Genomic DNA, 26,647 nt, shown 5'->3' with positions numbered 1-26,647 from the left:
CCATTCAGTGCATGGCGCTTAGCGCCATGTCGGTACTTCACGCGGGTGGCGTAGGATCAAGCTCTTCCTGTTCAAGCGCCGTTGCCTCATCTGTACAAAGCCAGCGAGCGAGGTCGCCAACATCACCCGGCCTGGTAGCAAGCCGTTGCAGGCCCTGACGGGATTGCAACGACGTCCCCTTCTCCAAAGCAAGTCGTGGCTGCATTTGATGTAACAGCATTGGATTGCCGAATGCGTCCTCGAGATGCGCGGCAATGCGAACACCACCAGCATCAATGTCTCCCCAATGATAGATGGGAGCATCGGTGATGGTTCGCGCCGCTTTCACCAAATGCACCATGCTTGAAAGAACGTCTCGCGCCGGAAAGCCGTCACTCAGAAGGGCGAGGTAGCATCCCCCAATCTCCATGCAGTAGCGCCAGAAGCTCGTCGGGTTCTCGATGGTGATGATGTAGTCAACCGGTTTCATCAATGTTGCTTGCTGGGCGGCCGCCCAGGGCAAGCCAATGAACATCTCCCCTGTCCCCTCGATCGTAAGGGCGTCGGACGACAAGCGCAGAGGGCCCTTCACCTGAAGGAGGTGCGCCCGCCGGACGATGCCGGAGGCCTCCAGAATTTCCCGCGGCTCGTCCCCGGCCAATCCCGCGTTGCGCCGCTTGAGTAGTTGGGCGATGCGGCCTTCGGAGCGCTCCAAAGCCTTGCTGTCTTTCACGGTGCGACGCGAAAACGTTCGATGGTCGACATCGCGCCCCGTGAGATGGACGATCCCATGCGCCAGCCGCATGACCGCGCTGAAAGTGTCTACCTGGGTGGGCGAAAGGCCAAGATAGCTCTTGTTGCTTCTCCAAGCTGCAATCGCCTCGCGCTCCACCTCCGCAAAAAACGGATCTTTCAGAACATCAGGGATTGTCTCGCCGATTCGCCGGCTCGCCACGTCCGCAATCTCGCTGGCCGGTGAACGCACAAGAAATCGATACAGCTTGTTTGCGTCGACGAGCCGAGCACGCGCGAACTCGCCAGTGAAACGGCCAAGCCGCGCCCTTTCAAGGACGATCCCACCCGCCCGCTCCGCATCATGCAAGACGCGATGGAACTCGTCTTGCGCAGCCGGCCCGCCAACCCGGGTGTAGTCGATCGCCTGAGTGATATCGCGTGCACGCTGACGTGGTGTCTCGAAGCGGTCGAGCAACAGGTTTAGCAGCCCTTCACCCGTAAGGCCGCTACTCTGCTGCATTTTTGCGTTCACGCTGGACGCGCTCCTCGAAGAAAGAACGCGGCTTATGCATGGGGTTTTCCCCGCGCAGGAGCTCATGGGCGGCCGGATGGAAATGCTGAGGGGTAGCCTGAATGGCGCGACCGCGACGAATGATGGAGATCAGGGTGTCGAATGTCTCCTGATAGAGCGCCTGATGGGTCTTCGGTGCAGCCATGACAAGTTGAAGCCCCAGGCTGTGGTAGAACCGAATGATCTTGTAGATGTTGTCCGGATCGAGTTTCTCGAACGCTTCGTCCATGAGCAGAAGCGCCGATTGCGACGGTGCCTCTTTGGCACCTCCGAGATGGTTGTGGTAGGCCGACGCCGCCGCGACCCCAAGACAGATGTAGAAAGGTACGAACTTTTGGCCACCGCTGGCCTTGCCCCGCCGCTGCTCGAGATCAGAGATCTTGCGATAGCCGTTGTCAGGATCGCAGATATCGATACTGAAGCGAAAGTAGTTCCGATAGTCCGCCAATTCATGTAGTCGGCGGCGATGGGCAGCGTCGTCGCTGTTCTCGAACGTGAGCATGTCGATCAATTCCTTGATCTTCACCTGATCCGGATCACTGGGATTGGGATTACTCTGCATGAGAGCCGTGGCTTTGGGCGCCACGATATCGAGGCGGTCGATCAGGTAGCGGATTGTCTCCTTGTCCTGGTCTCGTTCCTGGCGGATCTGATAGGCCTCCCCCATGAACACGCTGCCCCGCAACGCGCGGTTCAAGTCGTCCTTGGTGCGCTCGACCGAATCGATATTGCTGCTCAGGCGGCTGAGAAAGTCATGGACCATGGTTTCGACAAGGGCCGAAACAGCCTTGTCCACCTGGCCCTTGAAATTGCGCAGCACCGTCTCCGTAAGATGCCGATGGCGCTGGTTGATCCAGTCATAAACGGTACTGGTGTGCTCGCTTTCAATGACCTGCGTCCATTCAAATCCCGGATGGTGATCCGGATTGGCCTGGACGTAGTCTTGCACGGCCGCCATCAGTCTGCTGACGGCACTCCGTTGGCTCGCTCGCTTGTCCTTGCGGAGCGCTTCAAAGTAGATTCGTACCTTGGCCGGATGATCATGTGCCGCTCGTTCCTTCCAATAGCTGGCACGCGCACGTCCAACAAATCGCTCCAGGGCGACCGGCGGATCATGCCTCGGCCGACGCAGCTCAAGGTTGGGGAATGCCTCGTACGCCAGGATCGCCGCCTGCTTGCGCACGTCGGCGTTCGTGTTCATTGCGCCTCGTCGTTGACCTATCTTGTCTATCAGCTCCCTTTCCTTGGCATTCTCGTCACGCTGTTCCTGCTGGTAGGCCTTCAGGAGAGCCTCGCTCTCCCGCTTTTCTTCCATAACCCCTTGCGGCAATTTGGCTTCGAGTTCCGCGATCAACACAGCCTGCCGCTTGCTCTCGGCCTCAGCGGCTTCCATTTTTCCCAGGATGCCGAGCGCATTAGCCCGGTTAATGACAAGCATTGTGTCAGCACGCCGAAGCGCCTCGAGCACCGCCAGAAGTCGAGTCTCGTTGTCCTTTGCCGCACGCAGTCTGGGTTCCAATTCCTTTTGCTCGAGAGTCAACTGGGCCAATTGCTGATCGCGAACCGATTTGCCCAGCCGCGGAAGCGCCTGTAGACGCCGGTACTCGATACCCCGACCGTGGGCGTACTTGCCGTCCATCGACGCGGCAAGATCACCCTTGCGAATGTCGCTTGCCGACCGGGCACGAACGATTCGGCCTAATCGAACGTTGAGAAAGGCTCGAGCATAGCTGTTGTCCGTCGTCACCACCTCAGCCAGCGTTCCGGGTCGAACGACCTGATCCTGCGACGTAACATTTTCCGACTGAACGAGTTTGGTGCGCGTGGCTTTGTAATTGGCGTCGAAATGGCCGTAGGCGCGATCCATGAATCGTGGCTCTACAATCACCGCGTCGACCCAGTCGCCGAGTACCGACTCGGCGATTGCTCGCCAGGAGGCAAAATCTGGAGCGACGTCGGCCACCTCCGACAGACTGTGAGCCGGTATGTTCATGCGCGCCATATCGGCCAGGAAGTCCTGCGTCTCCTTCGACATGTAGGTGCCACCCGAACGCAGGTTCTTGAGTTGCCGTTCGACGTCTTCAGCCATTTGGGCCAGGCGTGCCTTCTCCGCGGTAGCGCGCTGATAGAGCTCTTCGACGTGGCCTCGAGCGTCTCCCAAAGGTGGCAGCGCTGCAATCGAGCGTGCCATCTCGCGTGGCGACTTTGGCCAGTCCGCGCCATAGTCACCGACCACGCCTGACATGAGATTGGCTTGCACGAATCCTGCAACTGCGGGGAAGGCACTGGCAGGAAAGACCGCACTCACCCCCGCCTCGCGCAGGGCTTTCAATGCATCAAAGATCGGCTTTGCCTCGACGTTGCCCGTCCTGCGAACAGCATCTTGACGATCCTTCTCCGCCTGCGCTTCTTCAACTTGCCTGTAAGCTGGGGTGCCATTTATCTGCTGCTTCAGTGCGCTCAAGCGCAGACGGGTGGATTCGATGCTGTCGACGAGTGTCTCTTGATAGGCTTGGGTGCTGGTGAGCTCTTCCTGCATCTTGGCAATTTCCTGGCGCTGCCGGGAAATGACCTCGCCGTAGCGATCATACTCGGCGCGATGCTCTCCATAGGTCCACATACGCACATTGAACTGGTCTTCCATGACGCGTTCCGACAGGGACCGGATGGCCTCGACGACTTTGATTTCGGCTTCGACACGCGCGATCTGCTTCTGCATCTCGCGCCAGGTGGCATAGCGCGCTTGGAAGGTCTCGATCTCGATGGGAATATCATCGAGCAGAAACCGCTTCACGAAGTCAGTGACGCTGGTGATCTGCTCAATATCGAAGGACAGAGCCTGTCGCATGGCGGCGCGCGCCCGATCCGGGTCGAGCTGTGTGCCGCGGGCGTTGGCATTGATGATCGAAAAGAGCTGCCGTAGAAAGGCGCGGTTGCTCTGCCGCTGGAAGGTATGAACGGTGTTGCCCTTGCGGCGCTGCTCGTCGAGAAAGCTGGACCATGCTTTCTCCTTGAAGCGGTCGGGACGCCCTTCGATGAAATCATTGAAGCGGAGAATCGTGTCCTCGACGATGAACAATCCAAGGACGGATTCCTCGTTGACCGCCTCCTTGGCTTCGAGACAGACGCCAGCGGTGCATCGCCTGGAACCGTCGGCCGCTTCGAAACCCAACGCAATGTAGGTCAGGCAAGCGTCGCGCTCATAGCCCGCTCCGTCGTCCAAGAGGCCCAAGCAGGCTTCACGAATCGTTCTGGTGCTCCGGCCGCCTTCCGAGACGCGGCTGTTGAGATCGAGATAGCGCCTGTTCATCCCGGTCATCACGATCTGGATCGCGTCGAGCAGCACCGACTTTCCTGAACCGTTGCCGCCCAGGAAAACGGTGTGGCCTCGCCCCTCTATCGGGAAGTCCTGTGCATAGAGGTAGAAGTTCACAGCCGCGATGTTGCGGAGCACGAACAGGGGGATCATCGCGGTGTCTCCGGCAGCGCATCTGACTCGGCGGCGCCGTCCGAATCGGGCTCTTCCTGCCCGTCGCTGTCTTTGTTGCTGGACGACCCGCCCCACGCCTCGAGGCGCGCCAAGAAGGACTCGTCGACTGCTTCAGTAATGGTCGGCCGGATCGTGATATCTGCTGCCACCTGAAGGGAGTGTGTCTGATCGAACGTAATCAGGCCCTGGCGCTTGAATGTCGTCAGGATCGCGCGCAATTCACCGGGCTTGAGGCTCCGTGATCCCATGGACGAGAAAACCGTCTGGATTTCGTCCTCGTCCACGAGGATTTCGGCGGTTGAATTGACGAAGTAGCCCTTTTCGGCGCCTTCGTTGTAGAGAAGTCGCAGACACAGAAGGACGATCGTCTCCTGCGTCGGCACTCGCATGTTGTTGAAAGCCGTCGGGCTGACGTACCCGACATAGCCCCACCCATCATTGAAGATGAAGCGAAAGCCGAAACTTGCGAAGAGATCCTTGAAGTAATCGAGGTTGCCGACGATACGGTCGAAGTGGCTGCCACCTCCCGGATCCCCGCGCGTGATGAATTGACGGTACAGCAGACGGTTCGCCGTCTCCGTCAACTGCTCGGCGGTGACATTGGGGTCCTGGTTGGCTTGCCGTGCCGCCCAGCGCGAGACGATCATTGCCCCTCCTCCTTGCGGCGGATGAGCAGGTTCGGGCCGGAAATAAATGGGCTCGGCTTCGTGGAAGTCCCCTTTCGGATCTCCAGCCCGGGTAACGAGCCGATCGAGCCGCTCCGGATTTCGTAGAGCACTGCCACATCGCGGGCGGTCTCCGGCACGAACTGATCGAGATCGAAGAAGCCTTCGCCGGTCGCCACTGTGCGCAGCCGTACCGCGACCGCATTCGGCGTCACGTCCATCGCGGCAACATAGGAGTCCAACATGCTCTCGCGCAGGAGATCGGCCGGGTCGAGCGTCGTGGGCCGGCGCAGCTGCGGTTCGACCGGTTCACGGGCCCTCCTCGGCAAGGCAAGCGTTGCCGTCGAATACGGCACCGGTATATCGACCAAAGGCGTGATGCACGCGGCTTGTCCAGCGTCGAGCTGGGCAAACGCAAGACGAATGCCGTTGCGAAGCGCTTCTTCGCGGACGTTGCGGGCGGTTTCCTGATAGCGCACCGTCGTGGCGATCCGGCGTTCCAGCTTGTGCGAGAACCGATCGATCAGATCGAGCTTCTCGCCCAAACCGGCGAACACGTCGCGTATCCGTGTGAGATCCTGCAGGATCTGAGCTCGAGCCGTGGCGACGTCGCTGGCAAGAGCCTGATCGGCCAGGGCGACGGCGGCCCGTGAGACCTGCCCCTCATCATTCATGAACCGTTCGGTGTTGGTCTGAATGCTGCGCTGGAACCGCATGGGGTTGTAGGCCGATGCCTTGAGCGCACGATAATTTTGCAGAAGCAGCTTCTCCACGAAGCGGTCCATGAATTTTGTCAGCAGATCGGCCAAGCCGTCCGACCGCATCAGATCTTCCTCGATACGGTGGAGCGACGTGACCACGCCGTCGATCGAGCGTCGCAGCTGGACGGCCTGGCGGCGTGCGCTGGCGATGTTCATGACCTTGCCGGCGGGGTCTTGGTAAGCAGCGAGAATGCCACTGTCGATGAGACTCGATTCGGCCGAAATGTCGACCTTGAGTTCTTCCTTCAGCGTGATGAGGGCCGACAGCAGGGCGTGGGCTTCCCGCGACATGTAGACTTCGACGGTGCGCCGGTTGGTGACCTCCAAGAGCCAGCCATCCTCGCGCAGGCGGGCATAAAGGAGATGCTCGGCCATTTCCGCCAGGCCGACTGCGTCGGCGTCATCGGCCAGCGGTGAGTAATCCGGATTGTCGAGCACTTCGCGGATGACCTGGAGGACTTCCGCCCTCTTGGGGGCGAACGCAAAATCGTCAAAAAACTGCTCGAACAGGCGTTCCAAGACGGCGACGTTGCGGACGTGCGCCGACGCCGACAGCGCCCGGAACAGCGTAAACGGAATGACATCAAGCAAGCTCATCGGCCGACTTCCCACCGGACGCTGTGTTTGTTATATCATAAGTTAGCACAAACTAATAAATACAGTCCGGATGCCCCGCCCCCAGAAATACACCGATTCCGACATCGCCGCCGCCATTCAAGCTCTTGCCGATGAAGGCGAGGACGTGAACCCGATGCGGGTGAGAATGCGCTTGGGCGGAGGCAATGTCCGCCGCATCAAGGCCGCCCTCGCCGATCGTCCGGAAGCTGTCTCCCAGCCCCACGGAGATCCGACGGCACTTCCAGAGGCGTTGTCCCGTGAGGTTCAACTCCTTTTCACCGAGACCTCCCAGCAGATTACCGCTTTGGCGCAGAAATGCTGGGAGGCCGGCTCGGTCGAATCCACACACCATGCCCGACGCGAGAATGATCGGCTGCGCCAGGAGATCGGCGGCCTCAAGACAAGCCTGGCAAGTTCGACCGACCTCGTCGCCCGGCTCGAGAGGCAAGGCGAGGAAAAGGATCGGGTGCTGGACGACCGCGTTGTCGAAAACACCAAGCTTGCCCAAACCTGCGAAGGATTACGCGCCGCCTTGCGCAACGCCGAAAGCGACCTCCGAGCCTCTCAACGGGTCATAGACAACCTCGAGCGCAATCAGGGCCAGGATCGGGAGGAGATCCGCGCCTCGCAGAAGCGTATCGAAGGGCTCGTCGGCGAGATCGCGGTATTGAAGGCAAGATCCAGTGGTGCCAAACTCCCGAAGGCTGCGGCCACCCGCCGAAAAGCCAGGTGAGATCAACAGGGCGCGCGCCCGGTCATGTCGCTGCAGTGGAAGAGCCGCCGATGGCGTCATCAAGGTAAAATCCGCTGAACTTCACATGCTCCTTCAATGAGGCAGGCCTGTAGGCGCCCGAGCCGGCACATTGCAAAACCGCCTCCAGCCGAAACCGTGTCTCGACGGTCGGGTGAACGATAGCTTCCTTGTTGATCGGCCGCGGCGCTGCCTTCCAGCCCAGGCCGGTCGTAAAGCGGCGCAGCCACCCCGGAAGGCGGCCGTCCAGCAGATCCTGCATCCCGGCAACCTCGCAATGCTGAAGACCGTCGGCGGCCGGAAAGAGCTGGAGAGGAATGCCAACCTCAGGCGTTCCCGCGAGGTGGTGGCCGCTCACCATCACAGGCCCGATCTTGAGACCGTCAGGAATGCCAACTGCTTCCTCGATCATCCATCCCAGTGCCACATCGGAGAGACGCGACTCCGTCTCCGGGTAGCTACCGCCGATGTCGGAGTGGTTGCCCGCGAACCAGATCTGCTTGAAGGTCGGGATGCCGTTGCGTTCGGTCTCCATTTCAGCCGTAGGGCCCCAGGCAACGCGAGCAAAGTCTTCCCGTGTCTCGTCGATCGCGTTTGCCGAGCGTGCATACCCTACGAACCGACTGAGCAGGCGGTCGAAGTGTTCGCCCTTCCATTCGGCGAGATGAGTCGATCGATCGCCCGGATTCGGAAAATCCTTGATGATCTTCCTGATGGACTTGCGCTGGCGCCAATGCATGAGGGCGCCGCCCAGAACGGCAGCGGCCACAACAAGTGCCAGCACCGACCACCAGAAAGCAAAGCCCAGAAGGAACAGAATGCCGCCTATTGCCAACGACGGGACAATAGAGAGGACCGCCGCGAGCCCGCCCGCCCCCATCACGAGCGACATCTTGATGGCGATTGCCAGCGCGCCTTTGATGCCGAGCGCCGCAACCGTGTCGAACACGCCAATGAAATAAGGCGCTGCGTTGGAGCGATGGACTTCACCGGATTCGTGGTCGGCGCCATACTCCGAACGGAATCTCCGAGCGAGTTCCAGCCGCTCCTCCTCGAACGTGGCGCGCGGATGGCCCGCTCCATGCTCCAGCACGTCATGAACCGCCTCGTGAGCGATATCGCGGGTCGACTTCCTGAAACGCTGCAGGGGCCGGTCGCCCTGTCGGGTCGGGACACCGCAGAGCATCAGGAGATTTGCGATGCTGCGTGCGGTATAGGCGCCGCGGCTGAATCCGAAAAGGAAGATCCGGTCGCCCGGCTCGTAGTGGTTGATCAGAAATTCGTAGCAGTCGACGATATTCGTTGTGATGCCGCGCCCCGACACCGAGGCCAGGGTCTTCTGTGTCCAGCGTACCAGGCCAGTCATGCCCGTCGCCGTCGTCTCGGTTCCAAGACCAGGATCATAGAATGCCACCTGATCCCTTGGATCGATGATGGTTTCCGGACTGACCCTGCAGGCACGATACATCTTGTAGATGTTGCTCATGCGTTGTTCGGCACGGACGCCACCGTCCTGGCCAGTCCCGTCGGAAAAGATGATGATGTTCTTGGCCAATGCGGCCTCCCATGAATGAACATTCAACCGCTGCGGGATCGCTCAGGATCCACGGTCTCAGTCGATGGTGAACGAGGGCTGGTAGGTCTTGTGTCCCCGGCGGTCGAAGTCGAACTCATAGACGATGCAAGGGGCAATGCCCTGATGGTGCTGACCAAGAAAGAACATGAGACTGTTGGGACAGGCTGCAAAGATGTGGACCAAGGCGTCCGGATTAGCGGCCTTCACCTCTCGAACGCAATTGGACACCTGTTCCGCGAGGGCGGAGGCGTGTTCGCCGCCGCCGACGCTTTGCTGGCCCGGTCCAGCGGGCATGGCAAAGGAAATCACTTTGCCTATGTTGGGTAAGTTGGCGGCGATGTAGGCTCGCGCCTGAGGGGTGGCCGGTTGAGATACGCTGATCGCAATGGCGATCTCGTGCCCGCGACTCGCAAGCGATTCCTCCGCGGCCTCGAACCGCGCCCCTTTTGCCGCCGACCCGTCATCGGCGCGCCACACCCGCGTCCCCACGCGTCCTTTCTGAACGAGATGCGTCTCCACACCGGATTTCAGGTCAAGGACGCTGCCCGAGAGAAAGGCGATCGACGCGTGGGCATCCAATACCAGACGCAGCTTTGCACTCCGCCTCGCCGCCTCCCTCAAGAACGCTTCCACCATCGGCCGGATGTCGCGTTGCCATTCCCGATCGTCACGCAGGTAGCGCTGGCGGAACTCGGCCGTAAGGAGAAGTGTGTTTTCCGGCGCCGCGCCGACAATGTCGGCGGCGATACCGAGGAAGCTCCGGATGGCGATCGGCAAGAACGGATCGAGATCGGCTGGTGCCTCGGCAAGCAGACCTTCCTCCCGGCACAACCTCAGGAACAATTCACGGGTCAGGGTGTTCAGCCCGCGCACCTTCAGCTGACGTGCCAGCTCGTCGTAGCGGAAATCCGACGACGTCGAACAGGTCAGCAAACCCACTACCTGGGCTTTGAGGTTGATCTCGGTTCGCAGCTCGTCGAGCGACCGGTGACCCTCGAAGACGCGCAAGCCCTGGACAATCCGGAGAAGCTCTTCGTCTGATGCCAGGCCAAGATGGTCCCGCCAGCACTTGCGCACCTTCCCCATCCGGCTCTTGTCGGTCGTGCCATCGAAGAGACGTTCGGTCAGCAGGGTCTTGTCATGCCCGGATACGAGGTCGGCAAGCGGATCGCCGTCTTTGATCCGGTAGGTGGTGATGAACGAGAAGTGCGAGCCGGCGGACGCGGTCGCGAGTGCCTGCTGCAGGCGCTGCAGCAGCGAGGCCGACTGCGCACCGATGAAGGCCGGGTCGATGAAATCTTCGTAGCCGAAGCGGCCGCCACTTGCGACGTGCCATTTGACCTGATGGTACTCGGCGGGGACCCGCTGTGCTCCTGACCGCGCGATCGGCGGATCATACTTGACGACGACATCGTCAAAGGCCTTCGGGCCATCCGCCTCGAACGTGACTTCGATGACGCCTGACGTCGAGTCCAACAGATTCAGCGCATTCTGCCAGAAGATGCGCGATTGGTAGTTGTGCCCGTGCCACTGCGCTTTCACTGCATCAGCCATTGAAGATCTCCAGCGGCATGTCTCCGCGTCTCCAGTCCATCATGACAGTGGGAACTTGGGACCGAATAGCGCACGCCAGGCCTTCAGTGCTTCACCGTTGCGCCCCTGGCGGGCATGGTCGATGGCAAGCGATGCCTCCCGGCTTGCCGCCTGGAGCAGCGTGCGGGCGCGTTGCTTCTGCTGAGCGTCCATCCCATCACTGATCGGCGGCCCCAGCCCGGCCGGGTCCGGCCACGCGTCGAAAATCCGGTCGGCCAAGGTCGCGAAGAGGCCCTGGACTTCGTAGTCGAAGCGGCCCTGCCAATCGCCATAGAGGCACTGCAAGGCCATGACCTCGATCAGGAAGGATGGCTTGACCGGCTTTTCCTTTTCATGGCGCGGGTTGTTGTTCCAGTACTTGACCATCCGCACCAGTCCCTTCCACTCATTGGAGAAGGCTTGGTGTGCGGCAGTCGCCTTCTCGGCATGGGTTTTCGGATTGGTCTTGATCCATTTGCCGGAGTCGTCGTCGGGAATTTCGTAGTCGTCGCCGGCGGCGTAAGCCGGCACGGTGTCAATGCTCATCACGCGATAGTCGGTGTTGTCATCAGCATCGACGACCACGCCAAAATCGACATTGACCGACCGGCTTTGCTTGCGCACGGCGTCCTTGCCGTACTTCTCCACGAGGGCATCGTAGAAATCGCCAAGCACGACGGACGGCGCCTTGGCGCGATAGTCCTTCCCCGTCGTCTTGAGGACGAAGAAGATGTCGATGTCCTTCAGCGGCTTCGTCTTGGTGTAGCGCGCATAGGACCCGGTCAGGAAGCTGCGGTCGATCTCGAACTTGGTGTCGAGGTACTCGCGCACTTCCGTGTGGCGGGCGGTGGCGTTGGCCTGCTCCTTGTCGTTGAGTTCCAGCCGGCTCTTGAACTTTCGAAAGGCCTCGTTGACGGTGATCATCCGGCTTTCCTCCAGTAGGCCGCATTGCCGCCCAGCCCGTTGTGCTCGATGGTCGAGCCCAGGCTGTGGCGAACAAAGCCGGCGGTGGATCGGAAGGTGGTGGAGCTCCAGCCCCGGACGTCCGGGCGGCCCGCCTTGTTCTGCAGAATCAGGCGATAGCGGGCTTCGCTCGGCCAAAGGCCCGCCTTGCGGATGTGGTACTTGATCTGATCGGTATCCGTCCAAAAGTTGCCGTCGCCGGAGGCACCGTAGACCACGTCGACATCCCAGCGGCCGATCAGGGCGTCGGTCTTGGGATTGTAGACTTCGAGCACGACGCAGGTGAGATGGCCGGACGCCAGCCACGTCCTGAGCGCCAGCATCGTGCTGTCCCAATCCTCGACCAACTGGGTCGGATCGAGCCCGCTGGCCCGGATGATGTCCTTGAAGCTCTTGAGGATGTTATCGGCCACATAGGTGACCGAGTGCGTGTAGGAGTAGACGGCGACGCTGGTCATGATCCGAGGAATCCCTTGGGGTCGAGCACGAGGGCCTGCGCTTGCGCGGATTGCTGGTCGGCGGCTTTGGTCATCTCGGCCTCGCGATCCCGCGCCGTGACGCGGTCGCTGTGCTTCTTCAGGGCCGCCTGCACCCAGGCGAGATCATCGGCGAGACAGGGCAGCGACACGCGCCAGTCGCCGTTCAGCGGATCGAAGCCGAACGGATCCTCGTTGGCGTCGGCGCCGTCGATGGCATCGTCGTCGTAGACGCAATAGATGCGGGTACGAGGCCCATCGCACGTCGTGACGATGGCCGCGTCCTTCGGCGCCTGATCCGCGATGACGCTGGCGGCGATGCCGGCGACAGCGAGCAACTCCGTACGAGCTGCGCTCGCCTTGCCATGAGTCAACAGATCCACGATCGCGCGCCAGGTTGCCATGGCGTCACGATGGGGAGTGCTGCGGAACGTACGGCTGGCAATTGTCGTCATTGGGCCTTGCCTCCGTCCACCCGCGCGGCCTTGGCGGCGCGCGCTGCCGCGAGGAGATCGGTGATCGTGACCAGTGCCGGGTTCATGGCGGTCTGCGGGCTGCTCGCCAGCGCGTTCGCCACCATCTTGCGGATGGCCCGACCGTCGAGGCCGACGCACTCGGCGGCGCAGCGTTCGAATTCAGGCGAGGCGACCAGCTTGGCGATCGGCGGAAAAGTCCGGCCCAACCCTTCCAAGCAATCCTTCAAGATGTGGCGGCACGCATCGCGATCCGGCAACGGTATATGTACGATCAAATCGCAGCGCGAGGTGAAGGCGCTGTCGACGGCCTGCGGAAAGTTGCTGGTGGCGACGAAGAGGAGATTGGGATGCGTTTCGGCGAGCGCATCGAGCTGGACGAGGACGGCGTCGGTCGCGCGATGGACGTCGACCGGGTTGGCCTCAAGGCTCATCTTGGAGCGATCGGCGGCCAGGGTCTCGACCTCGTCAAGGAGCACGATGGTTGGGCCGGCAGCGGCGGCCTCGGCGACGGACTGCGAGAAGAGTTCCGAGACAGCACGCTGTGTCTTGCCCATTGCGGAGCTCGTGAGGCTGTGGGGCTCGACCTCGAGCAATTGAAACCGGGCGGCGGAGAAGGACTCCGCCGTGCGATGAGCGAGGCCGCGGGCCAACGAAGTTTTGCCGGTGCCGGGCGGGCCGACGAGAAGGATGACGCCGTGCAACGGGATGACGGCTCGCTCGACCTTGCCGCGCAAGGTGAAGTTCAGCACCGCCTGGGACAGCAACTGCGTCTTGAGGTGCGCGTCGATGAAGATCGAATGCCACAAGGCGCCCAGTTCCGGCGCCGGCAGGCGACGAACTCTCTGAATGCCTCTGGGCCGGTCCATGCCGTCGTCCGGTATCGCTGAAAACTTGCGATTCATTGCTCGCCTCTCGCCTTCCCAGTTCCTTGCCGGTCGGTGCCCCTCACCCCACGTGAAGGGCACCCGGTGTTCTTCAGCCCCTGGGCGGATTCGGATCGCCGCCGTGGCTGTCGCTTTGGGAGATGCGTCCATCCTGGTTGTGGATGCGCAGCTCGGTGCCCTGATTGCGGCTGATCTCGCGGCCGTGGTCGATCGCTTCCTGCTTGGTGTCGAAGTGACCAGCGGCACGCTCCGCGCCGCCGCGTTTGACATCCCATCCCCCATTCGGGTTGGGTACTACATGATGTGAGTCAGGGCCATTTTTACCCGGCATTTGGTATCTCCTGTCGAGTCTGGTAGAGAAAATATGCCTACTCCGAACGTAACTTGGTTACGCGGGTGCGCGTTGTCAAGGAGTCCGCATGCCACTACTCTGAACTCGTTGAGTAGCCGCGTAGGAGGGAACAAAATGAGTACGCCACTGGGCGATAAAATACGAAGGTTGCGCAAAAGCAAGAGCTACACGCTCGAACGGCTCGCCGAGCTGTCGGAGTCGAGCAAGAGCTACATCTGGGAGCTAGAGAACAAGAATCCGCCACGACCTTCAGGAGACAAGATCGCGAAGATTGCCGCCGCTCTGGGCGTCACCGCGGACTATCTGCTCGACCCTACGGAAAATGATGTCGAAGCCGCCACCGATACAGCGTTCTTTCGAAAGTACCGGAAGATGGACTCCGCGACCAAGATCAAGATCCAGCGCATGGTGGAGCTTCTCGGCGACGAAGAATGACGAAGCCGTTTTCTCCTGAACGTTGGGCCATTGAGATCACGAAACTGCTGAATGCCGTTTTCGGCGCCGATCGGTTTCCGATCGATATCGCAGCCGTTGCCACGGAGTACACTGCCCAGCGCTTTCCGGAGGACCCGATTGTCAGCGTGCAGGGCGAGAACTTGCCCGGTTTCGAGGGTGCTATCTTCCGAGCACGCGGTGGCCGTCGTGGCTGGGGCATCATCTACAACAACGGCATCACTTCAAGAGGCCGGGTAAATTTCACCCTCGCGCACGAGTTCGGCCACTACCTGCTGCACCGTCTCAAGTATCCGGATGGGCTGCGATGTGGTGAGCAGGACGTGGTTCGCTGGGATTCCGAGTACGGCCAGGTCGAGCATCAGGCGAATGTCTTTGCCGCCAATTTCCTGATGCCGCTGGACGATTTTCGTCGGCAGATCGCACCCCGTGCAAAGATCGACATGGAAATGATCGAGCACTGCCGCGATCGGTATCGCGTGTCATTGATAGCCTGCCTCCTGCGCTGGCTGAGCTACACGGAGAAGCGGGCTGTCCTCGTGGTGTCACGCGATGGCTTTGTTCTGTGGGCACGCTCCAGTGACCGCGCCTTGAAGACAGGGGCCTACTTCAAGACATCGGCAGCAACAATTGAATTGCCGGATGTCGCCCTTGCAGGTCGTCCTGACCAACTGGTCGATGGTCGCGGCGCCGTCGATCACGACGCTGGGATTTGGTTCAACGAACCCGCCCACGAGATGACCATCTTCGCCGAGCACTATGACTTCTCGATCAGCCTCCTGCTACTTGGCGACGATGCGCCACCCTTGGATTGGAACGAAAGGCGCGAACCGGACACCTACGACCGGTTTGTCCCGCCTGCACGCCGTCGAAAATGGTGATGTAGCGCTCCGAAGGCAGAGGTCGTGAGTTCGAATCTCGCCGGGTCTGCCATTATATCGCATGTTCTTAAGCATTTGAAGAGAACGCAATTTGTCTCTCGGCACTCGGATTTGCCGCGGAAGCACTACGGAAGCATTCGGAGGCGTATTGTAGCGTACGGCGCACTCCGCAATGTGTTCGTGACTGACACGCGATGAAGTCGTGGCGTAGCGACAAGATGCTCTATGTCTCGGTCACTCGAGCAAATGCCAGCGGCAGCAAGACCTTAACTACTCCGCAGCAGCTCGCGAGTCGGCGAGCCGTGACACGACGCGTTCAGGGGCTGCGGCGGCCCGACGCTGCAGCTTTCGCGCGGTTAGCGCCGCAAGGAGCGCACCGGCAAAGCAGAAGCAAGTCCGTACCGGCGATTAGCCGAAGATGACGGTGCGATCAGCGGCGAACCAGGTGCGCCCGTGTACCCGGCCTTTCAGGTGACCGCCAGTGTACCCGAAGACGCCGGATTCTCTCGAACAGCCACGAACAGCCAATAAACGTTCAAATCCTGATTTTACGAGCGTTCTGAGTGGTCGGCGAACGAGCGCGGACGACAAAGAACTAGGCCGGATGGAAAATGGTGCCCGAGACGGAATCGAATTCCCGTATATCTAGCTGATATCACGCACCTCTTTTGGAGGACGATTCTTCAGTGTACCTTTCAATGTACCCACCGCTTGGCAGCCATGCGGTTTATGGTAGTGCTCTGAGACCCATCTTTGGATCGCCCGGGGTTAGAGTTTCCGGGCTTTGTCATGATGGCGGGCTGGGTATGCCATCACGAACGAGCAACGTTATCGAGGCCTTCTGCCCGATCGCCCCATGCGAGCGCTCCTCATTGTAGTACCTGCGCCAAGCCTCCACCTTTTGCCGAGCATCTTCAAGGCTGATGAACCAGTGAGCGTTGAGGCACTCCGCACGGAAGCGACCGTTGAACGCCTCGATGAAGGCATTGTCGGTCGGTTTGCCCGGCCGCGGGAAGTCCAATGTCACGCCGTTGGCATAGGCCCACAGATCGAGATCCCGTGAGACGAACTCGGTGCCCTGATCGACGCGGATCGTCGCCGGGTAGCCGACCTCCGCACAGACCTTCTCGAGAACCTGCACGACGTCCTCGCCATGATAACTGAACCGTGGATCGATCGCCGGCGAGTAGCGCGAGAAGGTGTCGACCACGGTCAGCATCCTGATCTTGCGTCCGGTCGCCAGCTGGTCGTGCACGAGGTCCATCGCCCAAGTCTCGTTCGGCCGGGTCGCCACCTTGCGGTCTTCCCGCAGCTTCGCCTTGACCCTCCGCTTGGGCGTCTTGTTGCGCAGTTGCAGGCCCAGTTCGCGATAGATGCGACGGGTCTTTTTGAGGTTGATGCGCCAGCCCTCGCGACACAGCAGGACGTGAACGCGCCGATAGCCATAGCGCACCCGCGTCTGACAAATCTCCTTGATCGGGGTTTCCAGCACGGCCTGGCCGGGGCGGCGAGACTTGTAGTGGTATGTCGATGTGTCGACCTCCAGAACCCGGCAGGTCCGCCGGATCGACACGCTCCACTGCCCACGCACCTCGTCCACCAGCTTGCGCTTCCGGGCAGGCCCCAGAGTTCTCGGCGGATGACGTCCTGCAGCATCGCCTTGTCGAGGCTGAGGTCGGCCACGACCTTGCGCAGCTTGCTGTTCCTCGAGCTGCTTCAGCCGCCGCATCTCCGTCGGCAGCAAACCGTCGTACTTCTTCTTCCAGTTGAAGTAGGTCGCCTGGCTGACCCGGCCTTGCGGCAGATCTCCGCCACCGGCATTCCGTCATTGCCCTGCTTCAGGAGAACGCCTTCTGCGCCTCCGAAAACTTCGATGCCTTCATCGCTCTCCGCTCCTTCCCCATCCTCGGGAAACAACCGGAAAACTCTAACTCACAGCGGTCCAGTTTTCAGGGCTCAGAGCAGCCCCTTTCCTGCGCGCCGGACGAGGCTGGCGCTGCAGCGGTGAGCAGGATGCCCTCGTAGCCTTTCTGAGTGACCTCCGTAATTCGGGCTACGTATTTTGGAACGCCGCCGTTGTAGACGAAGTAGCGGATCCTGCCGTACTCGTGGCCGGCGACGTTTGAGTTGTAACCAGTGAACCAGGACTTAGCCTTGCGCATCAGCATCGTCGAATACATCTGTGTGACGTGGGCGGTCCAGCGTTCTTCCGCCTCACGCGTCGCCTCGGCGCGCATGTAGCCATGCTCCGACATATGCTTGAGCAAGTCGGCGCACCAGTTGACGCCGGTCTCGATGCCACGCGGGTAGTTGGTCGAGGCGGAGCCGCTCTGCGGTCCAGCCGGCATCAGAAGGTTCGGAAAGCCGTGGACGAGCATCCCGAGGAACGTCGATGGTCCGTCTTTCCACTTGTCACGAAGCGTCTCGCCGTCCACACCCCGGATGTCGATGCGATCGAAGCCGCCCGTGATCGCATCGAAGCCCGTGGCGTAGACGATGATGTCGAAACCGTAATCGCGCTCGGTGGTGCGCAGGCCGGTCTCGGTCACGCGCACGATCGGTGTCTCGCTGATGTCCACGAGATGCACGTTGGGCCGGTTGTAGACCTCGAAGTAATGGGTCTCCATCGGGACCCGCTGGACGCCAAAGCCGTGATCCCGGGGAATCAGCTTCTCCGCGACCACGGGGTCCTTGACCCGCCGGCGGATGCGGCCCGCGATGTACTCGGAGAACTCCGCGTTCGCTTCCTCGTTGGTGAAGATCTCGCGGAAGTTCCGCAGCCAGATCGCGAAGCCGGGTTGGTCGTAGAGCTGGTCCCAAAGCTTCAGCCGCTCTTCGCGCGAGACCTCGTAGAAGCCGCGCCGGTCCGGCTCGTGCTCGAAGCCGCCCGGCGTGCGTGCGCAGGTCGCGAAAATTTCGTCGTAGCGCGTGCGGATATCGGCCATCTCCGCTTGGGAGATCGGCCCGTTGTTCAGCGGCGCGCTCCAGTTGGGCCGCCGCTGGAATACTGTGAGCTCACTGACCTTGTCCGCGATTTCCCCGATCACCTGGATGCCCGTAGCGCCGGTGCCGATGACCGCGACCTTCTTGCCAGCGAGTTCGACCGACTCCTGTGGCCAGTAGAAGGTATGGAACGAGCGGCCCTTGAAGCTGTTCATGCCCTCGAAGCGCGGCAGGGTCGGAATCGACAGCAGGCCCAGCGCCATAATCACGAACCGGCAGGTGACTTCGCGTCCGTCCGCGATTTTCAGCCGCCAGAGATTGTGCGACTCGTCGTAGTGCGCCGCCTCCACCTTGGCGTTGAACTGCATGTATTTGCGCAGGTCGAACTTTTCCGCGACATAGTTTAGATAGCGCAGATTCTCCGGCTGGCCCGAGAACCGCTCCTTCCAGTGCCACTCGTTCAGCAACTCCTTCGAGAACGAGTAGCCATAGGTGTAGCTCTCCGAGTCGAAGCGGGCACCGGGATACCGGTTCCAGTACCACGTCCCGCCGAGATCTGGCGCGGCCTCGAGCAGCATGGCGCGTACCCCAAGGTCGGCCAACCGCTTGATCTGATAGATCCCGGCCACGCCGCCACCGATGACGATGACCTCATATCCCGGTTCGTTCCTGTTCCTCATGCCCCGCTCCCGTTCCGCCGCGTTGACAAAGTCGGCGCCGCTGCTTCGGCTTCACGCACCGGCACCCTTTGCCGGGTCAGCCTGAACCCTTCGTACCCGCTCGCGGCGACGGCGTCGCAGCGCCGCTTGTAGGCGTCGAAGCCGCCGACATAGGGCATGAACACCCGCGGTTTGCCCGGGATGTTGGCCCCGAGATACCAGGAGTCGGCGAGCGGATAGAGCGTACTGTCGGCCACGGCATTGACGTGCTGCACCCAGGTGGCTTCGGCTTCGACCGTCGGTTCGATGCGATCGAGGTCATATCGGCGCATGTGATCGAGGCAGCCGGTGACCCAGTCGGTGTGCTGCTCGATCGAGGCGATCATCTGCGTCTTTACGCCAGGGCTGCCGGGGCCGGTGATGATGAACATGTTGGGGAAACCGGCAACCATCAGCCCGAGATAAGTCAGCGGGCCACCGGCCCATCTGTCCGCCAGCGTGGCGCCGTCGGCGGTGCGGATGTCGATCTCGCGCAACGCGCCCGTCATGGCATCGAAGCCGGTGGCGAAGACGATAGCGTCCAGTTCGTACGCCACACCGCCGGCGGTACGCAGGCCGTTCGGTGTGATCTCCAGGATCGGATCGCTACGCACGTCAACGAGCGTAACGTTGTCGCGATTGTAGGTTTCGTAGTAACCGGTATCGAGGCACAGCCGTTTGGTGCCGATCGGGTGATCGTTCGGCGCCAGCAGTTCAGCCGTCCTGGGGTCCTTGACGATGCTGCGGATCTTCTCGCGCACGAACTCCGACGCGGTGTCGTTGGCCTCCTTGTTCACCAGCAGGTCGGCGTAGGTGTAGAGGAAGCTGATGCTGCCGCCTTCCCGCCACTTCGCTTCGTAGGCGGCGCGTCGCTCCTCGGATGTTGCTTGCAGGGCCGACTTGGTCGGTTTCGGATAACCGGCGATAGCGAACGGTGTGTCGTAGGCGGCGCGGCGGCGGGCCGGATACTCGGCCTTGTGGCGACGCTCGCGCTCCGGATCCATTGGCGCGTTGCGCGCCGGCAGGCTGAAGTTCGCCGTGCGCTGGAAGACATGCAGATGACTCGCCTGCCGGGCGATGATCGGGATCATCTGGACGCCCGACGAGCCGGTGCCGATGACGCCGACTCGCTGGCCGCTGAAATCGACGCTCTCATGCGGCCAGAGCCCGGAGTGGTACCACTTGCCCCGGAAGTCGCGCAGGCCCCTGAATTCGGGTACGCGCGGCGTCGAGAGGTTGCCGGCGGCCATGATGCAGAAATGCGCCCGCACGACGTCGCCCCTGTCCGTCGTCAATGTCCACTCGTTGACTTCTCTGTCGAACAGCGCCGACGTCACGCGGGTATTCAGCTGCACATCACGGCGCAGATCGAAGCGATCGGCGACGTGGTTGATGTAGCGCAGGATTTCTGGCTGGGTGCCGTAGCGTTCCGGCCATTTCCACGCCTGCTGCAGGTCGTCAGAGAAGGAATAGGAGTACTCAAGGCTTTCGACGTCGCAGCGCGCGCCGGGATAGCGGTTCCAGAACCAGGTGCCGCCAATGTCGGAGCCAGCCTCGAAAGCGCGCACGCGCAGGCCCATGCCGCGCAGGCGATAGATGGCGTACAACCCGGCCAGCCCGCCCCCGACGATGGCAACGTCGAGCGGGGTCAAGATACGCGTATCAGGAAGGGGCGACGCGTCGGGCATACCGGATCCTCCCAGGGTTACAGCCCACGCATCATTGCTTCCGCGGGACGTTGTATATAAAATCTATCATTCATTAGAATCTATAGTAGCGTCCGCAGCGAGTTGGCGCTATTCGACTGACGCATGGCAGCACAGCGCGATGTTGCGAGATACGGCACAGCGGCCAGTCACAACGGGGAGGAAACGGGCGTGTCCTTTACCCTGACTGAGGAGCAACTCCAGGTCCGAGACTTGGTGCGTCGCGTCGCGCGCGAACGCGTGGCGCGGCGCGCCGCCGCCATCGACGCCAGCGGCGAATACCCGCAGGACATGTTCGATCTGCTGCGCGAGCTCGGCTTGTTCACCCTGCCCTTCCCGCCCGAATATGGTGGTTTGGGCAGCACGCTCGCGGGCTGCCTCGCGGTCGAAGAGCTGGGCCGGGTCTGCTACAATACCGGTTATCTGCTGGTTGTGCAGTGGGTGCCGCTCGGCACCATCCTCGCGGGCGGGACGCCGGAGCAGAAGGCGCGGCTGCTTCCCGGCCTCGCCTCTGGTGCGCTGCGCGCCGCCTTCTCGCTGACCGAGCCGCAATCCGGCTCCGACGTTGCCGGCATCCGCACCCGTGCGCGACCCGACGGCGACGGCTTCGTGCTGAACGGTGGCAAGATCTGGTGCACCAATGCTGCGGTGTCGGACTTCGTTCTGGTCGGCGCGCGGTTCGAGCGCGCCGATGGACCGGGTGAGGTCAATTTCTTCATCGTTGAGCGTGACCGCCCGGGCTTCCGCATCGGCCGCAAGGAGGAGAAGATGGGGGCCCGCGGCGTCCCTTCCTCGGCGCTGTTCTTCGACGACATGCGGCTGCCGAAGGAGAACCTGCTCGGCGGCGGCGCGGGCGGCTTCCGCTCGGTGATGGAGGCGCTGAACAAGTCCCGCCCCATCGTCGCCGCCCGCGCGGTCGGGCTGGCGCAGGGCGCGATGGACCACGCGATCGAGTTCGCCCGCGGCCGCCGCGCTTTCGGCGAGACCGTCTCCAACTACCAGGGTATCCGCTGGATGATCGCCGACATGGCGATCCAGATCGAGGCGGCGCGGCAGCTCACCTACGCCGCTGCGGCGGCGGTGGATGCCGGCAAGACGGGTCCTGAGATGGCGAGCCTCGCCGCCTCGGCCAAGTGCTTCGCCAGCGACGTAGCGATGAAGGTAGCGACCGACGCGGTGCAGATATTCGGTGCCTCCGGCATCTCGAACGAGTTCCCGATCAACCGCTATTTTCGAGATGCGAAGGTGGTGCAGATTATCGAGGGAACCAACCAGATTCAGCGCAATATCGTGGCGCGCAACCTCATCGGCAAGGCGGAGTGACGAGCATGGTCAAGGACGCGGTCGGGCCGCCCTATATGCGCCTTTGCTGCGAGGATCTGACGATTGGGCAACGCTTTCGTACCATCGGTCGTACGGTGACCGAAGCCGACATCGTGAACTTCATCAACTGCACCGGCACGGCCGAGGTACTGTTCATGAGCCTCGACTTCCTGGCCGCGAAAGCGAATCAAGGGCCGGGTTGCCGGTTACAGCTTCGCCGAGGGACCGGCGATGCAGGCCACCATGCCGCACACTAGCTTCGCCTTCCTCGACACGGACCTGAAGATCGAGCACCCGCTCTTCGCCAGCGACACCACCCATGTCGAGGTCGAGGCGATTGAGGCGCGGCTGTCGCAGAGTCGCCTCGGCGCGGCCTCGTACGCACGCGCAACCGCGTCGTCAAACAGGACGGCACCGTGGTTCTCACCTACACGCCGTTGCGCATGGTCGAGTGTCGTAGCGCCGGCGGGGCCTGAGGCGTGAGCGAGGCGGGCGGCGGGCCGCTGGCCGGCGTCAGGGTGATCGACCTGACGAGCGCCGTGCTCGGCCCGGTGGCGACGCAAATCCTCGGCGACATGGGCGCTGAGGTGGTGAAGGTAGAGCCGCCGCAGGGCGACACCATGCGCCAGATCGGACCTACGCGCGGGAGCGACATGGCGGTGATGTTCCTCAACATCAACCGCAACAAGCGTAGCGTCGTGCTCGATCTGAAGCGGGCGCAGGCGCGTCGCGCGCTGCTACGACTTATCAACGGCGCCGACGTGCTCGTGCACAATATGCGGGTCGGCGCCGCCGAGCGGCTCGGCCTCTCCTATGCCGCGCTGGCGTCGCGCAACCCGCGGCTCATCCATGCCAGCGCCACCGGCTTCCGTAAGGATGGGCGGCATCGAGACCGCCCGGCCTTCGACGACGTGATCCAGGGTATGAGCGGCCTCGCCGCACTGAACGCCATGCGCGACGGTGGCGAGCCTCGCTACGTGCCGAGCGCCGTCGCCGACAAGTTCTGCGGCCATGTCCTCGCCTCCGCCGTCGCTATGGCGCTCTACCGGCGCGAGCGCACCGGCCTCGGCCAGGAGGTGCATGTGCCGATGCTCGAGACCATGGTCTCCTTCAACCTCGCCGAGCATCTTTGGGGCGGGGTGCTGGACGACCCCTCCCTCGGCCTCGGCTACGGGCGAATGTTCACACCCTATCGGCGGCCCTTTCGGACCAACGACGGGTATTTGTGCATGATGGCCAATTCCGACGACCAGTGGCAACGGCTACTGGCCGCGCTCGGGCGGCCGGACCTCGCAGAGGATCCGCGTTTCGCCCGCCTCGCGCAGCGCGCGGTCAACATCGGCGTCCTCTACGCCATCGTCGAGGAGGTGATGCGCACCCGCAGTACTGCCGAGTGGCAGGCGCGCCTCGATGCCGCCGACGTGCCGAACGGGCCGGTTCACGGCCTCGCCGACCTGCTGGAGGACGACTACCTCGCAGAGACCGGCTTTTTCCGGCGCGTCGAGCACCCTTCAGAAGGGCGGATGCTGGTGACGGCAGTGCCCGTGGATTTCTCCGAGTCGCCGGGCGCGGTGCGCCTGCTGCCGCCGCGCCTCGGCGAGCACACGGAGGAGGTGCTGCGCGAGGCGGGGATGTCGGAGGCAGAGATCAGCGATCTCATCGGACGGGAAACCACCGGCGACCAATAACACGCGGCCGCCGCCAGCAGGCCGAGTACGCAACGAGGAGGGAGTCACATGTATCAACGCGGCCTGATGGGCGTGGGACTCTCGCCTGCCGCTCACCACACCTCGGGCCCATGCAATCTTTCCGCAGATCGCTGCGCGGCTACGATCCGTTGAAGGAGTTCAGCACCATCGGCTTCGTCGCCATTGCGTCGGTGGTCTTCGCAGCGCACCCGTCATTCCTGCGTACCTTGCCCAGGATGATCGGCTGGTGCGCGCCCACACCTCCAGACCGCGGCTGAGCACGGCCGTGACTGGGGCGATCGAGAAAGCCCACAGGTCTTCATGCCCCATTCCGGCGGCGTAGGACACACCATCCACCGGTCGCACGGCGTGGCAACGGGTGTCAGACGGCCTTATCCGGGACCAGGTAGGGCACGGTCAAGCCGTCCTTCACCGTGTCGAACGCGACGCGTACAGGCAGGCCGATGCGCAGATTTTCCTGCCGAGCCAGACGCAGCTGCGCGTTCATGCGCACGCCTTCCGCCAGATCGACGGTGGCGAGGGTGTAGGGCAGATCATCGCGGAAGCCGGGATGGAAAGGGTGGTGTGTGACCGTCCAGCTATGCACCGCGCCGCGACCGGACGCTTCGATCCACTCCACCTCCATGGAATGGCAGACAGGACACATCGGCTGCGGGTAGTGCCGGATCCTGCCGCAGCTGCGGCACTTCTGCAGCAGCAGCTTGCGCTCGTTCAGCCCTTCCCAGTACGGGGCGCTGTGCGGCGTGGGCTCGGGTACAAGCTTGTTGTATGTCTGGGTCGCACTCATCATCCCCTCCGCATGATGGCGACTGAACCATCGCCCATATCTCCATAGCCGGTGACGAGACCAACCTCGGCTCCGGCAACCTGTGCCTTCCCCGCCTCCCCGCGAAGCTGGCGCACCAGCTCCGTAATGTGGTTCATCCCGACCATGTGCGCCTGTGAGAGCAGACCACCATGCGTGTTCACCGGAAGCTTTCCGCCAAGTCGTATGGCGCCGCTTTCGACGAACGGACCGCCTTCCCCCTTCTTGCAGAACCCGAGATCCTCCAATTGGCAGAGCACAATGTAGGTGAAGCAATCGTAGATCTCCGCGACGTCGATGTCGTCGCGGGTCACTCCAGCCATATCGAAAGCACGCGGCGCCGCCTTGGCGAGGCCGAGGCGCGTTATATCCGGACGCTGAGTGATCACGCTCGGTGAGTCGGGATGCCCTTCGGCGACGCCCATCACCACGACCGGGGTCCTGCGCAGACCGCGGGCGCGTTCAATGCCACTGACGACGATGGCGCAGGCGCCGTCGCTCTCCAGACTGCAATCCAGCAGCCGAAGCGGATCGGAGATCATGCGCGAAGCCTGGTGGTCCTCGATGGAGATCGGCTTCGTCATGATCGCGTTGCCATTGAGGATCGCATTGGCGCGCGTCGACACGGCGATCTCGCCCAACTGGCGGCTGGTCGTGCCGTAGAGTTCCATGTGCCGTCGCGCCATCGGCCCATAGAGCTGCGCCGGCGCGATGGCGCCGAGCGGCATCTCGAACTCCCCGACCAACCGGAACTGCGGCATCTGCTGCACCCGGGCACCGATGCGACCCTGGGAAGCGCCATTCCGACCCACCGGGATCAGCACATGATTGCAGATCCCGGCTGCAATGGCGGCAGTGGCGCACTGGACCGCGGCGACACAGCTTGCGCCGCCGAGCGGCGTGGTAGCGGAGAAGCGGAGATCGCCGATGCCGAAATTGGTGGCGAACTCCTCGGCAACGACAGCACTCCCGTAAGGGATCACTCCGTCGATGTCGGAGGGACGGAGCCCCGCGTCCTCGATCGCCCGGAGCGACGCTTCGAGCTGCAACGATACGACGCTGCGGCCCGACTCGCGGGAATAGACGGTCTCGCCCACCCCGGTGATCGCTGCTTTCTCCCGCATTGACATGTGATCTTCCCCTCCGGTTGATCTGTCGCGTTCAGGCTCCGATCCAGCCCTGCGCTACCGCCGCGTCGTGCCGGCACCGCTCCGGAGTACCCAGCACCTGCCGGTCGAAGGTGATGCGCTTGAACTGGAAATGCAGACCGAGCAGGTCGGTGAAGCCCATGCCGCCATGAACCTCGGTGGCCAGCCGGGCCACCTCGCGCGTGACCTCGGCCAGGTGCGCCTTGGCATGGTTCGCCGCAATCGCGGCTTCCTCCGGGATCGCATCCTGCGCATAGGCCGCATACCAGACCATGGCGCGGCACGGTTCGAGCATGGTCGCCATGTCCGCACACATGTATTTCACGCCCTGAAAGCTGCCAATGACCCGGCCGAACTGCACGCGCTCCTTGGCATAGGCCACGGCGCGGTCGAGCATGGCCTGCGCCGCCCCCAACATGTCGGCCGCCAGGATCACCCGGCCCGCGTCGCGGACGCGCGCCGCCACCTGGAGCGGAGCATTGGACGCCTCCAGCACCTCGACGGCCGGCGTCTCCGCAAGGTCGAGGTCCACAAGCGGCCGTGTGCGATCGACGCTGCGACGCAGGGTGGCAGTGATGCCCGTTGCGTCAGCTTCGAGCAGCGCGGCGCGGCCATCCGCCAGGTAAACGAGGAAGTGTGTGGCGGCGCCCCCATCCAACAGCCCATCGACCGCACCGGAAAGCCGTCCGCTCTGAAGCCTGAGCGCAGCTCGACCGGTTTGCCCCGATATCCCGCCAAGGCCAACGCCAATCCGTATCTCGCCCGCGGCGATGCGGGGAACCCAGATCTGTCGCTGCACATCATCAGCGGCGGCCTGGAACGCCCGGACTGCCATCACCTGGGAGGCCGCGAAGGGCGTCGGAGCGGCGTGGAAACCCAACGCCTCGGCAACTAGCGCCGCGTCGAGAAGGCCGAGCCCGGCACCGCCATATTCCTCTGGCACCAGCATCGCATGCAGGCCGAGCTCGCCGAGCCCTTTCCACAGATCCGCATCGAACCCGTCGCCAGGTTCGGCCAGCCGGCGCAGGATGTCGAAGGGCAGCCGTGCTGACAGGAAGCTCCTGAGAGAATGGTCGAAGAGCTTCTGATCCTCGGTCAGTCCGAAACGCATG

24 protein-coding genes are annotated in these 26,647 nt (G+C 62.4%); 7 read left to right on the top strand and 17 right to left on the bottom strand.

All coding sequences use genetic code 11. The features are described 5' to 3' along the window. Positions 1 to 37: 37 nt before the first annotated feature. The 4 genes from ACT6UX_RS18200 to ACT6UX_RS18185 are packed head-to-tail and all read right to left on the bottom strand — an operon-like array spanning position 38 to position 6,798. Entirely contained in the window at positions 38 to 1,246 is a 1,209-nt protein-coding gene (locus ACT6UX_RS18200) for a Wadjet anti-phage system protein JetD domain-containing protein (protein WP_444776562.1), read from the bottom strand. Further along, positions 1,221 to 4,754: an SbcC/MukB-like Walker B domain-containing protein gene (locus ACT6UX_RS18195; RefSeq protein ID WP_444776561.1), complete on the bottom strand. Its 3,534-nt coding sequence runs from the start codon at positions 4,752 to 4,754 to the stop codon at positions 1,221 to 1,223. Before ACT6UX_RS18195 ends, ACT6UX_RS18200 begins: the two co-directional genes overlap by 26 nt. Next, on the bottom strand, positions 4,751 to 5,422 hold the full coding sequence (locus ACT6UX_RS18190; RefSeq protein WP_444776560.1) for a DUF4194 domain-containing protein: 672 nt from the start codon (positions 5,420 to 5,422) through the stop codon (positions 4,751 to 4,753). Before ACT6UX_RS18190 ends, ACT6UX_RS18195 begins: the two co-directional genes overlap by 4 nt. Further along, complete coding sequence (locus ACT6UX_RS18185) at positions 5,419 to 6,798, bottom strand: Wadjet anti-phage system protein JetA family protein (protein ID WP_444776559.1); 1,380 nt, start codon at positions 6,796 to 6,798, stop codon at positions 5,419 to 5,421. The genes ACT6UX_RS18190 and ACT6UX_RS18185 overlap by 4 nt, the downstream gene beginning before the upstream one ends. Before the next feature lie 70 nt (positions 6,799 to 6,868). On the opposite strand from ACT6UX_RS18185, the gene ACT6UX_RS18180 reads away from it, so the two are divergent. Continuing rightward, positions 6,869 to 7,552, top strand: a complete 684-nt coding sequence (locus tag ACT6UX_RS18180; RefSeq protein ID WP_444776558.1) for a DNA-binding protein — start codon at positions 6,869 to 6,871, stop codon at positions 7,550 to 7,552. A gap of 22 nt (positions 7,553 to 7,574) precedes the next feature. Here the strand turns inward: ACT6UX_RS18180 and ACT6UX_RS18175 are convergent, their stop codons facing one another. The 7 genes from ACT6UX_RS18175 to ACT6UX_RS18145 form a co-directional block, all read right to left on the bottom strand. Next, complete coding sequence (locus ACT6UX_RS18175) at positions 7,575 to 9,125, bottom strand: DUF2235 domain-containing protein (protein WP_444776557.1); 1,551 nt, start codon at positions 9,123 to 9,125, stop codon at positions 7,575 to 7,577. A 57-nt stretch (positions 9,126 to 9,182) separates the two neighbouring features. Beyond that, positions 9,183 to 10,700, bottom strand: coding sequence for an SAVED domain-containing protein (locus ACT6UX_RS18170; RefSeq protein ID WP_444776556.1), 1,518 nt, complete (start codon positions 10,698 to 10,700; stop codon positions 9,183 to 9,185). A gap of 39 nt (positions 10,701 to 10,739) precedes the next feature. After that, positions 10,740 to 11,642 (bottom strand): CBASS oligonucleotide cyclase, encoded by a 903-nt coding sequence (locus ACT6UX_RS18165; protein ID WP_444776555.1) that lies wholly within the window; start codon positions 11,640 to 11,642, stop codon positions 10,740 to 10,742. After that, positions 11,639 to 12,139 (bottom strand): HORMA domain containing protein, encoded by a 501-nt coding sequence (locus ACT6UX_RS18160; RefSeq protein WP_444776554.1) that lies wholly within the window; start codon positions 12,137 to 12,139, stop codon positions 11,639 to 11,641. Before ACT6UX_RS18160 ends, ACT6UX_RS18165 begins: the two co-directional genes overlap by 4 nt. Beyond that, positions 12,136 to 12,612 carry a hypothetical protein gene (locus ACT6UX_RS18155; protein ID WP_444776553.1) on the bottom strand — a complete coding sequence of 159 codons (477 nt, stop codon included), beginning with the start codon at positions 12,610 to 12,612 and terminating at the stop codon, positions 12,136 to 12,138. The genes ACT6UX_RS18160 and ACT6UX_RS18155 overlap by 4 nt, the downstream gene beginning before the upstream one ends. Then, positions 12,609 to 13,535: an AAA family ATPase gene (locus ACT6UX_RS18150; protein WP_444776638.1), complete on the bottom strand. Its 927-nt coding sequence runs from the start codon at positions 13,533 to 13,535 to the stop codon at positions 12,609 to 12,611. Before ACT6UX_RS18150 ends, ACT6UX_RS18155 begins: the two co-directional genes overlap by 4 nt. 73 nt (positions 13,536 to 13,608) lie before the next feature. Continuing rightward, positions 13,609 to 13,848: a DUF2188 domain-containing protein gene (locus ACT6UX_RS18145; protein WP_444776552.1), complete on the bottom strand. Its 240-nt coding sequence runs from the start codon at positions 13,846 to 13,848 to the stop codon at positions 13,609 to 13,611. A 135-nt stretch (positions 13,849 to 13,983) separates the two neighbouring features. On the opposite strand from ACT6UX_RS18145, the gene ACT6UX_RS18140 reads away from it, so the two are divergent. Together ACT6UX_RS18140 and ACT6UX_RS18135 are read left to right on the top strand one after the other, a co-directional pair. Further along, on the top strand, positions 13,984 to 14,304 hold the full coding sequence (locus ACT6UX_RS18140; RefSeq protein ID WP_444776551.1) for a helix-turn-helix domain-containing protein: 321 nt from the start codon (positions 13,984 to 13,986) through the stop codon (positions 14,302 to 14,304). Continuing rightward, complete coding sequence (locus ACT6UX_RS18135; RefSeq protein WP_444776550.1) at positions 14,301 to 15,203, top strand: ImmA/IrrE family metallo-endopeptidase; 903 nt, start codon at positions 14,301 to 14,303, stop codon at positions 15,201 to 15,203. The genes ACT6UX_RS18140 and ACT6UX_RS18135 overlap by 4 nt, the downstream gene beginning before the upstream one ends. A 787-nt stretch (positions 15,204 to 15,990) precedes the next feature. Here ACT6UX_RS18135 and ACT6UX_RS18130 read toward each other — a convergent pair. From ACT6UX_RS18130 to ACT6UX_RS18120, 3 genes are all read right to left on the bottom strand, one after another. Beyond that, complete coding sequence (locus ACT6UX_RS18130; protein ID WP_444776637.1) at positions 15,991 to 16,932, bottom strand: IS3 family transposase; 942 nt, start codon at positions 16,930 to 16,932, stop codon at positions 15,991 to 15,993. A 220-nt stretch (positions 16,933 to 17,152) separates the two neighbouring features. Continuing rightward, positions 17,153 to 18,826: a flavin-containing monooxygenase gene (locus tag ACT6UX_RS18125; RefSeq protein ID WP_444776549.1), complete on the bottom strand. Its 1,674-nt coding sequence runs from the start codon at positions 18,824 to 18,826 to the stop codon at positions 17,153 to 17,155. Continuing rightward, complete coding sequence (locus ACT6UX_RS18120) at positions 18,823 to 20,532, bottom strand: flavin-containing monooxygenase (RefSeq protein ID WP_444776548.1); 1,710 nt, start codon at positions 20,530 to 20,532, stop codon at positions 18,823 to 18,825. The genes ACT6UX_RS18125 and ACT6UX_RS18120 overlap by 4 nt, the downstream gene beginning before the upstream one ends. Positions 20,533 to 20,721: 189 nt before the next feature. Here ACT6UX_RS18120 and ACT6UX_RS18115 point away from each other — a divergent pair, with 189 nt between their 5' ends. The 4 genes from ACT6UX_RS18115 to ACT6UX_RS18100 all read left to right on the top strand — a co-directional run bounded on the left by ACT6UX_RS18115 (position 20,722) and on the right by ACT6UX_RS18100 (position 23,839). Further along, on the top strand, positions 20,722 to 21,873 hold the full coding sequence (locus tag ACT6UX_RS18115; protein WP_444776547.1) for an acyl-CoA dehydrogenase family protein: 1,152 nt from the start codon (positions 20,722 to 20,724) through the stop codon (positions 21,871 to 21,873). A gap of 5 nt (positions 21,874 to 21,878) precedes the next feature. Beyond that, entirely contained in the window at positions 21,879 to 22,130 is a 252-nt protein-coding gene (locus ACT6UX_RS18110) for a hypothetical protein (protein ID WP_444776546.1), read from the top strand. A 222-nt stretch (positions 22,131 to 22,352) separates the two neighbouring features. Continuing rightward, positions 22,353 to 23,561: a CaiB/BaiF CoA transferase family protein gene (locus tag ACT6UX_RS18105; protein WP_444776545.1), complete on the top strand. Its 1,209-nt coding sequence runs from the start codon at positions 22,353 to 22,355 to the stop codon at positions 23,559 to 23,561. 110 nt (positions 23,562 to 23,671) lie between these two features. After that, positions 23,672 to 23,839, top strand: a complete 168-nt coding sequence (locus ACT6UX_RS18100) for a hypothetical protein (protein WP_444776544.1) — start codon at positions 23,672 to 23,674, stop codon at positions 23,837 to 23,839. Positions 23,840 to 23,943: 104 nt separating this feature from the next. Here the strand turns inward: ACT6UX_RS18100 and ACT6UX_RS18095 are convergent, their stop codons facing one another. From ACT6UX_RS18095 to ACT6UX_RS18085, 3 genes are all read right to left on the bottom strand, one after another. Beyond that, on the bottom strand, positions 23,944 to 24,369 hold the full coding sequence (locus tag ACT6UX_RS18095) for a Zn-ribbon domain-containing OB-fold protein (protein ID WP_296389994.1): 426 nt from the start codon (positions 24,367 to 24,369) through the stop codon (positions 23,944 to 23,946). Further along, positions 24,369 to 25,484, bottom strand: coding sequence for a thiolase C-terminal domain-containing protein (locus ACT6UX_RS18090; protein WP_444776543.1), 1,116 nt, complete (start codon positions 25,482 to 25,484; stop codon positions 24,369 to 24,371). The genes ACT6UX_RS18095 and ACT6UX_RS18090 overlap by 1 nt, the downstream gene beginning before the upstream one ends. 64 nt (positions 25,485 to 25,548) lie before the next feature. Beyond that, positions 25,549 to 26,646, bottom strand: a complete 1,098-nt coding sequence (locus ACT6UX_RS18085) for an acyl-CoA dehydrogenase family protein (RefSeq protein ID WP_444776542.1) — start codon at positions 26,644 to 26,646, stop codon at positions 25,549 to 25,551. Between the last annotated feature and the right edge of the window lies 1 nt (position 26,647).

This window comes from Reyranella sp. (genome assembly GCF_052439685.1).
GTDB lineage: Bacteria > Pseudomonadota > Alphaproteobacteria > Reyranellales > Reyranellaceae > Reyranella.
The sequence above is the reverse complement of the archived record's forward strand: the minus strand, read 5'-3'. Positions and strand labels throughout refer to the sequence as shown.

Bases quoted from the DNA above. Each gene is read 5' to 3' on its own strand.
- ACT6UX_RS18195 (WP_444776561.1), bottom strand. From the start codon at position 4,754: ATGATCCCCCTGTTCGTGCTCCGCAACATCGCGGCTGTGAACTTCTAC.
- ACT6UX_RS18190 (WP_444776560.1), bottom strand. From the start codon at position 5,422: ATGATCGTCTCGCGCTGGGCGGCACGGCAAGCCAACCAGGACCCCAAT.
- ACT6UX_RS18185 (WP_444776559.1), bottom strand. From the start codon at position 6,798: ATGAGCTTGCTTGATGTCATTCCGTTTACGCTGTTCCGGGCGCTGTCG.
- ACT6UX_RS18180 (WP_444776558.1), top strand. From the start codon at position 6,869: ATGCCCCGCCCCCAGAAATACACCGATTCCGACATCGCCGCCGCCATT.
- ACT6UX_RS18170 (WP_444776556.1), bottom strand. From the start codon at position 10,700: ATGGCTGATGCAGTGAAAGCGCAGTGGCACGGGCACAACTACCAATCG.
- ACT6UX_RS18165 (WP_444776555.1), bottom strand. From the start codon at position 11,642: ATGATCACCGTCAACGAGGCCTTTCGAAAGTTCAAGAGCCGGCTGGAA.
- ACT6UX_RS18160 (WP_444776554.1), bottom strand. From the start codon at position 12,139: ATGACCAGCGTCGCCGTCTACTCCTACACGCACTCGGTCACCTATGTG.
- ACT6UX_RS18155 (WP_444776553.1), bottom strand. From the start codon at position 12,612: ATGACGACAATTGCCAGCCGTACGTTCCGCAGCACTCCCCATCGTGAC.
- ACT6UX_RS18150 (WP_444776638.1), bottom strand. From the start codon at position 13,535: ATGAATCGCAAGTTTTCAGCGATACCGGACGACGGCATGGACCGGCCC.
- ACT6UX_RS18145 (WP_444776552.1), bottom strand. From the start codon at position 13,848: ATGCCGGGTAAAAATGGCCCTGACTCACATCATGTAGTACCCAACCCG.
- ACT6UX_RS18140 (WP_444776551.1), top strand. From the start codon at position 13,984: ATGAGTACGCCACTGGGCGATAAAATACGAAGGTTGCGCAAAAGCAAG.
- ACT6UX_RS18135 (WP_444776550.1), top strand. From the start codon at position 14,301: ATGACGAAGCCGTTTTCTCCTGAACGTTGGGCCATTGAGATCACGAAA.
- ACT6UX_RS18130 (WP_444776637.1), bottom strand. From the start codon at position 16,932: ATGCGGCGGCTGAAGCAGCTCGAGGAACAGCAAGCTGCGCAAGGTCGT.
- ACT6UX_RS18125 (WP_444776549.1), bottom strand. From the start codon at position 18,826: ATGAGGAACAGGAACGAACCGGGATATGAGGTCATCGTCATCGGTGGC.
- ACT6UX_RS18120 (WP_444776548.1), bottom strand. From the start codon at position 20,532: ATGCCCGACGCGTCGCCCCTTCCTGATACGCGTATCTTGACCCCGCTC.
- ACT6UX_RS18110 (WP_444776546.1), top strand. From the start codon at position 21,879: ATGGTCAAGGACGCGGTCGGGCCGCCCTATATGCGCCTTTGCTGCGAG.
- ACT6UX_RS18100 (WP_444776544.1), top strand. From the start codon at position 23,672: ATGCAATCTTTCCGCAGATCGCTGCGCGGCTACGATCCGTTGAAGGAG.
- ACT6UX_RS18095 (WP_296389994.1), bottom strand. From the start codon at position 24,369: ATGAGTGCGACCCAGACATACAACAAGCTTGTACCCGAGCCCACGCCG.
- ACT6UX_RS18085 (WP_444776542.1), bottom strand. From the start codon at position 26,646: ATGCGTTTCGGACTGACCGAGGATCAGAAGCTCTTCGACCATTCTCTC.